Annotated in this window: 9 protein-coding genes and 1 other annotated feature; of the genes, 2 read left to right on the forward strand and 7 right to left on the reverse strand. The window is 41.6% G+C overall.

Features of this window, described 5'->3' with window-relative positions; genetic code table 11:
• The 4 genes from hisG to gltB all read right to left on the reverse strand — a co-directional run bounded on the left by hisG (position 1) and on the right by gltB (position 8,627).
• Positions 1 to 639: an ATP phosphoribosyltransferase gene (gene hisG, locus A5888_RS07730; protein ID WP_086350485.1), complete on the reverse strand. Its 639-nt coding sequence runs from the start codon at positions 637 to 639 to the stop codon at positions 1 to 3.
• Entirely contained in the window at positions 629 to 1,822 is a 1,194-nt protein-coding gene (gene hisZ / locus A5888_RS07735) for an ATP phosphoribosyltransferase regulatory subunit (protein WP_086350486.1), read from the reverse strand. Before hisZ ends, hisG begins: the two co-directional genes overlap by 11 nt.
• Before the next feature lie 507 nt (positions 1,823 to 2,329).
• Positions 2,330 to 2,562, reverse strand: a binding site (T-box leader).
• A 109-nt stretch (positions 2,563 to 2,671) separates the two neighbouring features.
• The gene (locus A5888_RS07740) at positions 2,672 to 4,117 is read right to left on the reverse strand and encodes a glutamate synthase subunit beta (protein WP_086350488.1); all 1,446 of its coding nucleotides are present in this window, start codon (positions 4,115 to 4,117) and stop codon (positions 2,672 to 2,674) included.
• Position 4,118: 1 nt separating this feature from the next.
• A complete protein-coding gene (gene gltB, locus A5888_RS07745) occupies positions 4,119 to 8,627 on the reverse strand; it encodes a glutamate synthase large subunit (protein ID WP_086350489.1) in 4,509 nt (1,502 codons plus the stop codon).
• Positions 8,628 to 8,879: 252 nt separating this feature from the next.
• Here gltB and A5888_RS07750 point away from each other — a divergent pair, with 252 nt between their 5' ends.
• Both A5888_RS07750 and zwf read left to right on the forward strand, forming a co-directional pair.
• Positions 8,880 to 9,527, forward strand: coding sequence for a metal-dependent transcriptional regulator (locus A5888_RS07750; RefSeq protein WP_086350490.1), 648 nt, complete (start codon positions 8,880 to 8,882; stop codon positions 9,525 to 9,527).
• A 15-nt stretch (positions 9,528 to 9,542) separates the two neighbouring features.
• Entirely contained in the window at positions 9,543 to 11,063 is a 1,521-nt protein-coding gene (zwf, locus tag A5888_RS07755) for a glucose-6-phosphate dehydrogenase (RefSeq protein WP_086350491.1), read from the forward strand.
• Between the two features lie 93 nt (positions 11,064 to 11,156).
• Here the strand turns inward: zwf and A5888_RS07760 are convergent, their stop codons facing one another.
• The 3 genes from A5888_RS07760 to ileS form a co-directional block, all read right to left on the reverse strand.
• Positions 11,157 to 11,882 (reverse strand): CPBP family intramembrane glutamic endopeptidase, encoded by a 726-nt coding sequence (locus tag A5888_RS07760; RefSeq protein ID WP_170924864.1) that lies wholly within the window; start codon positions 11,880 to 11,882, stop codon positions 11,157 to 11,159.
• Positions 11,883 to 11,952: 70 nt separating this feature from the next.
• Complete coding sequence (locus tag A5888_RS07765) at positions 11,953 to 12,723, reverse strand: MerR family transcriptional regulator (protein WP_086350493.1); 771 nt, start codon at positions 12,721 to 12,723, stop codon at positions 11,953 to 11,955.
• 214 nt (positions 12,724 to 12,937) lie between these two features.
• Positions 12,938 to 15,721 (reverse strand): isoleucine--tRNA ligase, encoded by a 2,784-nt coding sequence (gene ileS, locus A5888_RS07770; RefSeq protein WP_086350494.1) that lies wholly within the window; start codon positions 15,719 to 15,721, stop codon positions 12,938 to 12,940.
• Positions 15,722 to 15,869 lie beyond the last annotated feature (148 nt).

Here is a 15,869-nt window from a genome sequence, read left to right on the forward strand (position 1 = left end):
CTATCCCTCTTTTCCAATTACAGCTTCCAGCTGTTCAAACAAATCAAAAATTTCCTGACGCTTTCGTTTCAAGGTGGCTTTATTCACGATCATTCGAGCAGATATTCTGCAAATATCTTCGTAGATACTCAAACCATTTTCTTTCAATGTCGTTCCAGTTTCAACAATATCCACGATTGCATCTGCCAAGCCAAGAACTGGAGCTATTTCCACCGAGCCTTCGATTTTGATGATATCCACATCTTCTCCTTTGCTGCGAAAATGCGCAGAAGCTATTGTCGGATACTTCGTGGCAATCCGTTTTCGTTTATGATCATTCGGTTGATATTCTTTCGTTGAAGCAACAGAAAATTTGCACTCTCCGATAGCCAAATCCAGCATTTCATAATAGCCATGCGGATGCTCCAGTAATACGTCCTTACCAACTACACCAAGATCAGCTACACCATGCCTGACATACGTTGTAACATCCGCCGCTTTTACCAATAAAAAGGTCAGAGTTTGCTCCGCATTTTGAAACACGAGCTTTCTCTGTTTATCCTTCATGAAAGACACATCGATTCCTGCCTGTTCAAATAATTCTAGAGTCTGTTTTTCCAGTCTGCCCTTTGTCAGAGCAATCGTCAAATTATTCCCCATTCTGCTCACCTACTTTTACCCGAATCATCTCTTCTTCTTTAAGATAAATCACTTCTTCGTAGCCCCATTTTTCACCATAAGCCAGTGCTTCCTCCCATGTATCAAAAAGAGACAACTCACTATCAATGTGTCGGTAAACGAAATCCTGGGCAGCTGCAAGATCTGACAGTTCAGAATGAACCAATATCTTAGGATTTTTCAGCTCTGCTAAGAGACCTAACCGATATTGCAACGCGACCAACGTATCCAAGTTGATTCCCAATCCTACAGCCGGAATCCGTGTATGACCAAACTGTTCAACCAGATGATCGTAACGTCCACCTCTCAAAAAGACTTCCGGAACCAAATCCGCATAACCATTAAACAGAATCCCTGTATAATAATCCATTAGTGCCACTGAACCAAGATCTACTGTTAAAGAAATATCTGGATGTGCGGAAACGATCAGCTGTGCCATCTGACTGATTTCTGTAAGAATCGGAGCTACCATCGTTTCCTCTGGAAGCATCTTCTCTGCTTTGTTCAGCACCTCCTGGATTTCACCAAACAGCTTCGGCAATTCTTTAACAAAATCATCCAGATCACTAGGGTGCTGTTCAATGAATGCATCCAATGCGCTCAAGTTTTTATTACTCAGCAACTCCTTAAAGGTCCTTTTCTCTTCGGTATTCAATTCTAAATAGCCAGCAACCTCATTCAAGATACCAGCATGCCCCAGTTCAAAATGAAAATTAGGGATTTTCAGCTCCGTCAGGATTTCTACTGCACAGGAAATACATTCAAGCTCTGCCTTAACTGATGAAAAACCAATCAGCTCTATGCCTGCTTGTGTCAGTTCATTTTGTTCACCGGTCATTTCATTATTGAAACGAAATACTCTACCGCTGTACGACAGCTTCAAAGGAGGTTGTATCCCAGCAGTTGCCGCTACTCGACCAATCGGCATCGTCATATCCGGGCGTAAAACAAGCAGCCGGCCCTGCTTATCAAAAAAGCGATAGAGAACACCTTCGATTTCATCCGTCTGAAACACATCTTCAAATTCAATCAACGGTGTATCTACTCGTTGATAGCCTCGTTTACGCACAACCTTATTCACTTGCTGTTCGAGCTGATATGCCCCATTCGCTTCGCGAAACAGCTTATCCTTCGTTCCGGAAGGCAAACTTCGATTCCATTTCATGATACAGCACTCCTTTTATTTGTTGTGGAAACTTGTCAAGGAATTGTCAAGTTTCTTCTTTTTGGTGGTCCGTTGTCCAGTTCCCTAGTATTCTTGGAAAAAGGGAAATGGCTCTCCTTTTATTTGTTGTGGAAACTTGTCAAGGAATTGTCAAGTTTCTTCTTTTTGGTGGTCCGTTGTCCAGTTCCCTAGTATTCTTGGAAAAAGGGAAATGGCTCTCCTTTTAATTGTTGTGGAAACTTGTCAGGTAATTGTCAAGTTTCTTCTTTTTGGTGGTCCGTTGTCCAGTTCCCTAGTATTCTTGGAAAAAGGGAAATGGCTCTCCTTTTATTTGTTGTGGAAACTTGTCAGGTAATTGTCAAGTTTCTTCTTTTTGGTGGTCCGATAGCTATTTCCCTAGAACACTTGATAATAGGGAAATAGTGCTCCTTTGTTAGACCTTCTTTTGAAAAAATATTTCCGATATTGATTTTTTGGGGTAACAAAAAGTCCTCTTGGCAAATAAGCCAAGAGGACGAGAATTTTTTCACGTGGTCCCACCTCAGATTCATTTCCGCCTCTCAGCGAAAAACTCTGTTAGTCTACGACTAAAAGCGATAACGGGCAGTACCGATTTTTCCTACAGGTATTCAGAAAAACAATTTACAGGCGTGTTCGACGATCGTTCACTGTCTCCTTGCACCAACCGGAAACTCTCTGGAGTGACTAAAATCCTCTACTATTCTGATCTTTATTTTTTCATCATATTCTCATTTATTTCTAAAAACTTTATCATGGAAAAACGAATTAGTCAACAGCTTTCCAAAAGAAAATCATGAAAAATATTTTTTTAAGCAAAACCTAGTATCTTTATTGTGCTTGTGCAACCAAGGCACGCAAAGACTGATCCACATTTTCAGCAGCTAAGCGTCCTTCTCGTATTGCCCAAATCACAAGACTAGGGCCTCTTTTCGCATCACCGGCTACATAAACACGTTCATTATTTGTCGTATAGTCATCCAATACTTCGGCTACATCCAGTTGATCCAGCAAGCTTCTCTCTGGACCAGTAAAGCCCATTGCCAATAGTACAAGATCAGCTTTCAGGGTCTTTTCCGTTCCTACAATCGGTTGAAATCCTTGATCGACCTGAACCGTTTCCAAGCCAATGACCTGGCCTCTTTCTGCGCCAATAAATGCTGTAGTGGAGGTCTGATACAAGGTCAGCTCTTCTTCCTGTACATGATTTGCTTCTGCCTGACCATACCCTTCTTTATCAGTGAATGGGTACTCCGGCCACGGATTACCTGCTGCTCTATCCATAGGCATTCTTGGTGTGATCTCTAATTGTCTGACAGATGCACAGCCCTGACGAATCGCCGAGCCGATACAATCATTTCCTGTATCTCCTCCGCCAATCACAATAACATGCTTTCCAGCCAACTTTTTACTTGTTGCTTCTGTACCATACTTCAGCACATCCTTTGTTGCTTCAGTCAAATAATCCACCGCAAACTGCACACCTTGAACCTCTCGGCCATTAACTTTCAAATCTCGCGGTACACCCGCACCTGTAGCAACAATAATACGATCAAATTGTTGATACAGCTCTTCTGCCGTGATATCTACACCAATCTCTGTATTGGCAACAAACGTAATACCGACTTCCATCATGACATCGATTCGTCGTTGCACCACTGCTTTATCCAGCTTCATATTAGGAATGCCGTACATCAACAAGCCGCCAAATCTGTCTGACCGTTCATAAACTGTTACTTCGTGCCCCAGCTGATTCAAGCGCCACGCGGCAGAAAGCCCTGCCGGTCCACTGCCGATAACAGCAATTTTGAAGCCTGTTTTCTCTTTAGGAATCCCCGTTGGTTTCACCCAGCCGTTTTCAAACGCTGTATCAATGATAAACCGTTCATTATCATGGATAGCGACGCCAGAACCATTCAAAGCCTCTGTACAAGATTTTTCGCACGGTGCGGGACAGACGCGTCCCGTCATTTCAGGTAATGGATTAGTTCTACTCAAACGTTCCCAAGCCTTCTTGAATTCGCCACGATAAACCAGATCATTCCATTCTGGAATCAGGTTATCATTTGGACAGCCGGATACCGCTCGTTTGCCTCCGTAAAATACACCTGTATGGCAAAAAGGGATGCCGCAGTTCATACAGCGAGCTGCTTGTTCTTGGCGATCTTCCTTGTTCAATGGTACCTGTAATTCATCCCAATCATTTATACGTTCGGCAACTGGACGATAGGGATTCTCTTTACGAGCATACTTTAAAAATCCAAATGGATCAGCCATCTTAGCCACGCTCCTTTACTGTTGGTTTCTGCGGAACACTTTGTGCGCCGATCACAGCTTCAAATGCTGTTTCCAATAATTGTTCTCCGGATAGACCCTCTTTGCGTAGCTTCTCGGTAACGATAACCATCTCATGGTATTCTTTAGGATAAACCTTGATAAAATGCTGTTGCTGATTATCCCAATCTGCCAAAATTTCTGCTGCTTTTTCTGAGCCAGTATGTTGGTAATGGTTTTCCAGTAATTCTTGCAGCACATGGTCATCACCTGATTCGCCTAAACGGAACAGTTCCACCATCTCCATATTGCATCGGTTTGCAAACTGCTCATTCGGATCGTAGATATAGGCGACTCCACCAGACATCCCAGCACCAAAGTTACGACCGGTTTCACCCAAGATGACTGCCACACCACCTGTCATATATTCACAGCCATGATCACCGACCCCTTCAACGACAACTCTTGCACCACTATTTCTGACACAGAAGCGTTCTCCACCTCGTCCTCTGAAATAAGCTTCGCCTTTATTTGCGCCAAAGCAGGCAACGTTTCCGACGATTGGCGAGACTTCAGCCTTATAACCAGCATCTTCCGGCGGAACGATAATCAGACGACCGCCACTTAAGCCTTTTCCAACATAATCGTTGGCTTCTCCAGTCAGCTTAAGCGCCATCCCTTGAGTAATGAAAGCCCCAAAGCTTTGGCCTGCAATTCCTTTATAGTGGTAATTGATCAAGCCCGGTTCAAGCTCATAATTGCCGAAACGTTCAGCAATCCAACCACCCATACGAGCTCCAACCGAACGATTGACATTGTTGATTGGTTCTTCGATATAGATTTTTTGGTTGTTTTTGATAGCTGCGCCTGCAAAAGCATCCAGCTCTTTCCATTGCCGCTGTTCTTGAAACGGATCTTCACATTTGCGCTCAATCCCTAATGTGTGACCAAGCATTCGAGAAAAGTCCAATGATTTTGCTTTCCCCTTGGCAACAAATTTTGGCTTCAACATCTCTGCATGACCAATCATTTCATCGATTGTTCTGAACCCCAGCTCCGCCATGATTTCTCTGAGATCCTCAGCAATAAACATCATCGCGTTGATGATATGTTCCGGTTTACCTGCAAAGAATTTACGCAGCTCCGGGTTTTGAGTCGCTACACCAACAGGACAAGTATTCAAGCTGCAGACACGCATCATCACGCAGCCTACTGCAACAAGTGCCAATGACGCAAAGCTGTACTCCTCTGCACCTAATAAGGCCGCCACCGCCACGTCTCGCCCAGTCATCAGCTTACCATCTGTTTCCAATGTCATTCGCTGACGTAATCCATTTAAGGCTAACGTTTGGTGGGCTTCAACAAGACCCATCTCCCATGGAAGTCCGGCATCTCTGACAGAATTTCTCGGAGAAGCACCTGTCCCACCATCATAACCAGAGACTACGACAACATCTGCCCCAGCCTTGACTACTCCTGTAGCGATCGTCCCAACGCCTGTGCTTGATACTAACTTGACGTTGATTTTGGCATAAGGATTGATCGTTTTCAGATCATAGATCAACTGAGCTAAATCTTCGATTGAATAAATATCATGATGAGGCGGTGGTGAAATCAAACGAACGCCAGGTGTCGAGCCACGAATTTCTGCTACCCATGGAAAGACTTTATTCCCAGGTAGCTGTCCGCCTTCTCCCGGTTTTGCTCCTTGCGCGACCTTGATTTGCAACTCTTCAGCACTCATCAGATATTCTGCATTCACACCAAAACGACCGGAAGCCACCTGTTTGATTTTACTATTTAGATTCACACCATTTGCTCGCGCTTTAAACCGGTTGCGATTCTCGCCACCCTCGCCACTATTTGACTTAGCACCAATTCGGTTCATTGCCTCAGCAATACATTCGTGTGCTTCCTGACTCAATGAGCCGTAGCTCATCGCACCGACCTTGAAGCGTTTGACGATTGCTTCTGCCGGTTCTACTTCCGTCAGCTTCACAGATTGACGTTCACTAGTGAATTCCCACATCGCACGTAAAGTCGTAGGAGTTTCCAACTCTTCCTTGTTTAACTGCTGGGCATACTTTTTATAAAGTGAATAATCCCCCTGACGAACGGCTTGTTGAAAATTGTAGATTGTTTCAGGGTTAAACAAGTGATGTTCGCCATCTGCTTTGAACTGGAAGCTTCCTCCAGATGGCAGAAAATCGGTTTCCTTTTCACCATAGGCAGATTCATAACGTTCAAGATATTCTTTTTCTATCTGATTCAGTGTCAGTCCGCCAATTCGGCTTGCTGTTCCTGTAAAGAACTGCTCGATCACTTTTTCGGACAATCCAACAGCTTCAAACAACTGTGCACCATGATAACCGGCAATGGTGGAAATCCCCATCCGAGACATGACCTTAACAATACCTTTTTCTGCTGCCTGACGGTATTTTTCTAATTTATCCGCTAGATGATAGTCCTTCAAGGTTTCATAAGTCCCGTATGGATGAATCCCGCTTGCTCCATAACCAATCAACATGGCGTAATGATGAACCTCACAGACCTCTGCTGAATCAACAATAATGGACACCTGTCCCCTTTTTCCTTGCTCAACAAGATAATTATGCAATCCAGAAACTGCCAGAAGAATCGGAATAGCCATTTTGCCTTTGCCATACGCTCTATCTGAAAGAATGATAATCGTCGCACCACTATCGATTTTTTCTTCGGCTTCTTTAAACATCGTTTCCAATGCTCGTTGCAAGCGATTCGGAACCTCCGGTGTCAATGAATAGATGATCGATTGAACCATACTTTTTTGTCCACGGATATTTAGTTTTTTAATTCTTAAGAAATCATTGGTGGATAAAACAGGGCTTTCTATTTTCAATTTATTACAGTTTTCCGGCTGGTCGATCAATAGATTGCCATCACGACCTAAAAACATTTCTGTTCCGATAACTAGTTTTTCTCGAATCGCATCAATTGGTGGATTTGTTACCTGAGCAAATTGCTGCTTGAAATAAGTAAATAACGACTGGGGCTTATCACTCAATACCGCCAATGGGGAATCATAGCCCATCGAAATAACCGGCTCCTCGCCTTTTTCTGCCATCGGAAGAATCGTCATTCGAATGATTTCATCTGTATAACCATTCAGCTTCCATAAATGGTTCAATTCTTTTTCAGTCAGTGCTACTGTTGATTCTTCAGCTGGCTCTTCCAACTGATCAACAGTCAACAGCTGCTCATTCAACCATTCCCGATAAGGATGCTTCGAAGCATAGCGCGCCTTGATTTCTTCATTGCGGTAAAATTTTCCTGCATTCGTATCAACGACGATCATACTAGCAGGACCTAACATTCCCTTTTCAACGACCCTAGCTGGTTCCAAATCAACAACACCAGATTCAGAAGCAACCACAATAAAGTTGTCTTTTGTAATCGAATAGCGTGAAGGGCGAAGACCATTTCTGTCTAATGCTGCACCGACCATTTCACCATCTGTAAAACAAAGTGCTGCTGGCCCATCCCATGGTGCTGTAAAGCTAGAGTTATACTCATAGAATGCAGCTGTTTCATCCTCTAGATTGGCCTCTTTCGACCAAGCCTCTGGAATCATCATCATCAATGCATGCGGAATATCCCGACCATTCCGGTACAGGTGTTCCATACAATTTTCCAATTTGGCTGAATCAGAGTTTTCTTCATTATAGACATCGATATGGTGACTGTGCATCCAATTTTCTGCACCGCGAAGGGTATTGATTTCCCCGTTATGCGCTAAGAAACGAAAAGGCTGTGCCCGATCCCAGCTGGGAAAAGTATTGGTTGAAAAGCGTGAGTGGATCAATGCGATATGACTTTCCATTGTTTTATCCTGCAAGTCAGGATAGAACAAACGGACTTGATAGGCGTGGAGCATGCCTTTATAAACAATTGTTTTAGAGGACAGACTGCAAATAGCTAATTCATCCGGAGAATATATTTTTTCAATCGTTCTCCGTAGCTGGAAAAGGCAGTCTTCAAAGGCTCTTCCTGCTTTAACATCAATTGGTTTTTCAATAAAAAGCTGAATAAATCCCGGCATAACTTTTTGCGCCCCGGGGCCACAGTATTCAAACGCAAAGGGAACATTTCTTTCCCAAAGTACACGATAGCCCGCAGCACTGATTTCTCCGGTTATCGATTGTAACAACGCTTTTTTTTCCATTTCTTCCTCTGGTAAAAATAGCATAGCAACAGCATAATGTCCTTTATCAGGTAAGACAATTTTTTCAGCTGCCGCTTTTTTCTGAAAGAAAGTATCCGGCATAGCCATCAAAATTCCCGCACCATCTCCAGTATCTGGTTCCGCACCAGTCCCGCCCCGATGGTTCATTCGTTCCAGCATCGTGAGCGCGTGATCGATCAGCTGATGAGAAGCCATTCCATCCATCTGTGCGATAAAGCCCATTCCGCAGGCATCTTTTTCAAAAGAAGGATCATACATCATATTCTTTCTATTTGTGGTCTGCTTTCCCATTCACATCATTCCTCTTTTAAATAGTTTGAAAATTCTAATTTATTTTTAATAGTTTACATGGTTCTGGTAAATTTTACAATACCAACGTGAAAATTTCAGAAAAAATAACGGTCGTAACAGTATCAATTCAATGAATTTTTGAAAAGAATGGAAAATGTGCCTAAAGTTTTCATATTAGTATCTTATTAAATGGTCAAATAGATGCTTTTCTGATAAACTGTGTTTGATGACTCCTGAGAAAGGATGAAAAAGATGACACCAAATCGAGAGGATTATCTCAAGCTCATCTTCGAATTAGGCGGAGATGAAAATAAAATCAATAATAAGCATATCGTTTCAGGATTGAATGTTTCAGCTGCTTCTGTCAGCGAAATGATTTCAAAGCTGGTCAAAGAAAAACTAGTTAATCACTCCCCTTATCAAGGCGTTCAGTTGACAGAACTAGGACTGACAAAAGCCAGTACCTTGATTCGCAAGCATCGCCTGTGGGAAGTATTCCTAGTCGAGCACTTGAGCTATTCATGGAATGAAGTCCATGATGATGCCGAGGTGTTGGAGCATGTGACCTCACCAATATTGGCAGATCGCCTATCTGATTATTTAGGCCATCCAAAATTTTGCCCTCATGGTGGTGTCATTCCCAAAGCCGGTGAGCCTGTCCATGAAGAACGGCATCAAACACTCGTAGACTATCCAATTGGAACACGCATCCGCATTGCACGAGTCCTTGATGAAAAAGACTTACTGGATTATCTGGTCTCTATTGACCTTAACATCCATGACGAATTTTTGATCGACGATATTGCGGCTTACGAAGGACCGATCACTATCAGTAATTCTGAAAAAAAATTGGCTGTCAGCTACAAGGCTGCCAGCACAATATTTGTTGATCCATTATAGAAGGGGAGGAAAAGTATGAACGAAAAAACAGCATTGTTTACCATATTTGGAGGAACAGGGGATCTTGCAAAGAGAAAGCTTTACCCTTCTCTTTTTAGGTTATATAAAAAAGGAAATCTTGGCGATCACTTTGCGGTCATTGGGACAGCGCGAAGAGAATGGTCCGACGATTATTACCGTGAAATCGTTCGTGAGACGATTGCTGATCTAAATCCGTCGGAAGAAGAAGCAACAGCTTTTGCAAGCCATTTCTATTATCAGTCTCACAATGTGAACGACACAGAGCATTACGATACATTGAAGGAACTGTCTGATAAGCTAAATGAGAAATACCAGCTACAAGGGAATAGAATTTATTATCTGGCAATGGCACCGCAATTCTTTGGTACGATCGTCAACCATTTGAAATCTCAGAACATCTTGACTGAGGACGGCTTTGATCGATTGATTATTGAAAAACCTTTTGGGACAGATTATGAAAGTGCACATCAGTTAAACAATGAAATCCGTGCTGTATTTCCAGAAGATGACATCTTCCGTATTGACCACTATCTGGGAAAAGAAATGATTCAAAATATCTCAGCTATTCGTTTTGCCAATAATATTTTTGAATCACAATGGAACAACCGTTATATTGATAATGTTCAAATTACCTTTGCAGAAAGTCTGGGTGTGGAAGACCGTGGCGGCTACTATGAAAATAGCGGAGCTTTGAAAGATATGGTACAGAATCATATTCTTCAAGTGCTGGCTTTGCTAGCAATGGAGCCACCTGTTACATTCTCAGAAAAAGAGATTCGTTCCGAAAAAGTCAAAGCACTAAAAGCTATCAGACTCTACACGGAAGAAGAGGCTTTAAAAAACTTTGTGCGCGGACAATACGGTCCTGGTAGTCTTGATGATGCCTCTTTTGCAGGCTATCGTCAAGAAGCGAATGTTGCGGAGGATTCACAAACTGAAACGTTTGTTGCCGGCAAGTTCTACATCGATAATTTCCGTTGGTCAGGTGTTCCATTCTATATCCGTACAGGAAAACGTCTGACAGAAAAAGGGACACGCATCAATATCGTTTTCAAGCAAGTCCCTATCAATGTATTTAAAGACGATGTCGAAGAATGCACACAAAAAAATGATTTACCGCCAAACGTGTTGACGATTTACATCCAACCAACAGAAGGCTTCTCAATGACTTTGAACGGCAAAGAAATTGGTCAGGGCTTTACTACTGCACCTGTGAAGCTGGACTTCCGTCATAGTGCAGAAGTAACAGGGAATAGCCCTGAAGCATACGAAAAACTATTGCTAGACAGCTTAAATGGTGACGGAACAAACTTCTCTCATTGGGATGAGGTCGCACAATCATGGCGCATCATTGACATCATTCGTCATGCTTGGGATAAAACAACAGTAGATTTCCCTAACTACGCTGCTGGATCAATGGGACCAAAGGCAGCCTTCGAGCTATTGGAAGCAGATGGCTTTCAGTGGACATGGGAACCTGATGTTTGGTACCGTGAACGAGGTCAATTGGATTAACAATGAAGGACATATAAAAACTGGATTAGCTACTCAATCGGGAGTAGTAATCCAGTTTTTTGCTATATACTTGCTTCTTATTCCATAGCTTACTCAGAACAATAAGCTAAGCAGCGGAAAAATATCTGTTGTATTCGCCAGACAATGAACAAAGATCGCCAGCTTCAATGAATCTTTTTTTTCTGTGAAATAGTACAATGGCAGTAATGAAACTACACGCGTCACTATCAACCAAGGAGACCAAAAGTGATAACAAGCAAACAGCACTGTATTGAGAACAATCCCCCATTTTCCCATCCATTTCATTCTAGCTAATAAAAAACCTCTAAAATAGCATTCTTCGATTACTGGATAGATTACCGCAATAACAAATAGATACAGCAGCAACGTGACAATCAGAATTTCCTTGGAAAAGCCAGTCATTGATTCTCCTAATTGAAATTGTGCGGGCATAAATGCAAAGATCGTTTCAGAAAAATAGATTCCTAATGGTTTGAAAACAGTAAAACAGATTCCTAGAAATAGAAACAACGGAACCCCATACAAAATAACTTTTCCATTAGAAAATGGTGATTTCAACCCAAGGATTTGAAAGAAGTTCCAGCTTCCAGTCTCCTTCTTAGACAAATAGAAAAGAAGGCCTAGCTCCCAGCCAATAATGCCGACCATCCCTGCAACAACTAGTATAAACACATTCGGTAGGCCTTCAAACACCTGCAATCTCATCAGTACCAATTGAAGTAATACAGTAATCACCCCAGGACATAAATGTAAAAAAATCACTGTTCCTATATTTTTTATTTGTTTTTTTTCTGTCATATAAATCTCTCCCATCTCTCTATGCTTTTAGCATAAACTATGGGACAGTCCTAAGGTCAAGCAGCCTTTTTTATTTTTTGAAAGGGACATAGATTTCCAAATAGGATTTTGCCTGCTCATCTTCCATTGCAAGTAATAACATACAAGCAATCGCTTGCCCAATAGGCTCTAACTGATGCGTGTTCATATAGGTCAAAATAGTCTCAAACACTCTCCCTATCAAATCTTCATTAGTTTCCTTATCTTCAATAATCGTATAGACACATTCATCAAACTGCAGCAATTCACCTTCTTCTCCTTCAGCAGCATCCTTGGTAATCAACATTTTAGAACTATGAATCCCTGTTTCATCAAACAGAACCAATCGCTTAAGTTGGGTCATAGCTGGTTTCGCTTCTGCCAATTTATGTAAGGCAGAAAATTCTTCATACGCACGAAACTCAGAAAAATCCCCCAACACCTTTTGTGGGGGAAACGGTCGTATGGAAATCTGATTTAGCTTCTGTTTAATCGCTTCAATCGTCTGTTGAACCATTTGGATTCCTTGCTTCAGTTCTTCTTGCTGTTGGATAATAGCAGCTATTTTATTCTGTTTTTCCTCTAGAATAGCTGATAGATCATCTAAATCCGTTTTTTGATTAATCCTCGCAATCGCTTTAAAATCCAAATCTAATGAACGGTAAAAATCAACCATCAGGATTCGGTCAATATCCTCCGGTGTATATTCACGGTAAAGATTCTCTTCATTTTGAGTCGGTGAAAACACATTCTTTTTTTCATAATACCTTAGCTGATCCTTAGAAATACCAAGAAAAGCAGCGACTTGTCCGATTGAGTACATAAACCCCTCCTATTTATTTTTTCTTTCTTAATTTTAAGAAAAACAACTGTTGATGGCAAGCGTAAAAAAAAATCTTACATTTCTTCGTTTGGAGATAATCCGGTTACCTGTCATCGATAATAAATCACTTCTCAAAAACTGCACTCTTACAGAAAAAAACAGTCATGAGTGGAGAATCATCGATTCCACTCACAACCGTCTTTCATTTACTTGTTTAGCTTTCAAATCCTTCTGCTACTGCTTCAGGATAATTTTCTTCAACGATACTTGCACAACGCCCACAAAGTGTTGGTAGTTTTTCATCTGAGCCAACATCTGTTCTCACGGAACGGCAACGATCACACGTTTCACCAGGCGCAGCTTCAACCATAACCTTCATATCATCGAATGAAAGAGCTTCTGCTGGAGCATCACCCTCACTGATTTCAAAGGCTGAAACAATCAACAATTGTGCAATATCTGCATCTGCTGCTTTTAATAAAGCACGAATCTGTTCGGTTGGATAAACAGTTACCTTCGCTTCTAATGATTTACCGATCAGTTTAGAATTACGCGCTTCTTCTAAAGCTTTCAGTACATTATCACGGAAATCCATGAAGGCTTCCCACGTATCCATCAACTCTGCTTGATTAGCGAATTCTTCATAGCCAGGGAACTCAGCAAGCTGAACATATTCCTCTTCTTCTTTCAGGAAGCTCCAGATTTCTTCTGACGTATGAGGAATGATTGGTGTCAATAGCTTCGTCAATGCTACGGCAGTCTGATAAAAGACTGTCTGCATACAACGACGTTGATAGTCATTTTCTGCTTCAATGTACACCACATCTTTTGCAAAATCCAGATAGAAGGCGGACAAATCAACTGTCAGGAAGTTCATGACAGAACGATAGATTTGCATAAAGTTATACTTCTCATAGCCTTTTTCACGGATTTCTTTGATGACTTGATTCAATTTTACCGTCATATATTTATCAACAGAACGTAGCTCTTCAAATGGTACTGTATGTTTGGATGGCTCAAAATCACTTGTGTTTGCAAGTAGGAAACGCATGGTATTTCTGATTTTTCTATAAACTTCAGATACTTGGTTCAAGATATCCATAGATACACGTACATCAGACTCAGAGTCCACACTACTTACCCACAATCTCAAAATGTCTGCACCCATTTGCTTGATTACTTTTTCAGGGACGATTGTATTGCCCAGAGACTTACTCATTTTGCGGCCTTCGCCATCTAATGTAAAGCCTTGAGAAAGGACAGCTTTATAAGGTGCTACACCATTGATTGCTACACTTGTTGTGATACTTGAGTTGAACCAGCCACGATACTGGTCTGAACCTTCAAGGTACATATCCGCAGGGAAAGTTAGCTCAGGACGTTGACGCAAAACTGCTTCATGAGAAGAGCCTGAATCAAACCAAACATCCATGATATCCTTTTCTTTTGTAAATGTACCGTTTGGTGAACCTTCATGAGTGAAACCAGCTGGCAATAGCTCTGCTGCTTCTTTTTCATACCAGATATTTGAGCCATGCTCTGCAAATAGATTAGCTACATGGTCGATTGTTTCCGGCGTAATGATTGCATCTCCATTTTCTGCATAGAAGATTGGCAATGGTACACCCCAAGCACGTTGACGAGAGATAACCCAATCGCCACGATCACGAATCATGTTGTAAAGACGTGTTTTCCCCCAAGGAATAATCCAATCTACCTTTTCCACTTCATCAAGAATATCTTGACGGAACTTATCGATCGATGCAAACCACTGTGGCGTTGCACGATAGATGACTGGTTTTTTTGTACGCCAATCATGTGGATAACTATGCTTGAAGAAATCCAGCTTCAATAGTGCATCCTTCTCATCCAGTAAAGCAGTGATCATTGGGTTGGCCTTATCATAAAAGACACCTTCAAAGCCTGGTGCTTCCTCTGTAAACACACCACGATTATCAACTGGTGACAATACATCCAAACCATATTTTTTACTTACGATATAGTCATCCTCACCATGTCCTGGAGCTGTATGAACCAGACCAGTACCAGCTTCCAGCGTAACATGGTCTCCAAGCATCACTAAAGAAGTACGATCATAGAATGGGTGTTGTGCTGTCATATATTCCATGTCTTTTCCGCTGATTGTATCAACGATTTCTACATCATCCCAACCGATTGCTTCCTTCACTTGATCCAACAAGTCTTTTGCGACCACATATTTTTTCCCATATGCTTTTACTACTACGTATTGGTAATCTGCATTAACAGAGATCCCCAGGTTTGCAGGCAATGTCCAAGGGGTTGTTGTCCAGATAACTAATGATGTATCAGTATCCAAAAGTCCTTTGCCATCGACAATCTTAAAGGCAACATAGATAGATGGTGATTTTACATCATGGTACTCAATTTCTGCTTCGGCTAAAGAAGATTCGCTTGATGGAGACCAATAGATTGGCTTCAGTCCTTTATAGATATAGCCTTTTTCAGCCATCTTACCAAATACACGAATTTCTGCAGCTTCATACGAAGGATCCAGTGTAATATATGGGTGTTCCCAATCGCCACCAATCCCTAGACGCTTAAAGTCCGCTCTTTGTGTATCCACTTGAGAACGTGCGTATTCTTCACATTTCTTGCGGTATTCTGCCAACGTCATTTCTTTACGCTTCACACCTTTGTTTGTCAAAACCTGTTCAATTGGTAAGCCGTGCGTATCCCAACCTGGAACATACGGTGATCGGAAACCTGACATTGATTTAGAACGAACAATAATATCTTTACTGATTTTATTCAGCGCATGCCCCAAATGAATATTTCCGTTGGCATACGGGGGACCATCATGAAGAATAAATGACGGTTTTCCTTCATTTAGTTGTTGTCTCTTTTCATAGATTTCTTTTTCTTCCCAGTCTTTCTGCCACTCAACTTCTCTATTTGGCAGATTGCCACGCATTGGAAAAGCTGTTTTTCCAAGCTGCAGTGTTTCTTTCATTTTCATTATTGCTTCCTCACTTTCAATATATATGAATACAACAAAATAGAGAATAGAAAATTAGTGCGTATATTCCTACTTAGAGTCCTTGTCTTTTTTGCTGATTCATAGATCTAAATTCTGTTTCTTTAAGAAACATAAAAAATTTATTCAT

It is taken from the genome of Enterococcus sp. 9E7_DIV0242 (assembly GCF_002140975.2).
GTDB classification, from domain to species: domain Bacteria; phylum Bacillota; class Bacilli; order Lactobacillales; family Enterococcaceae; genus Enterococcus_L; species Enterococcus_L clewellii.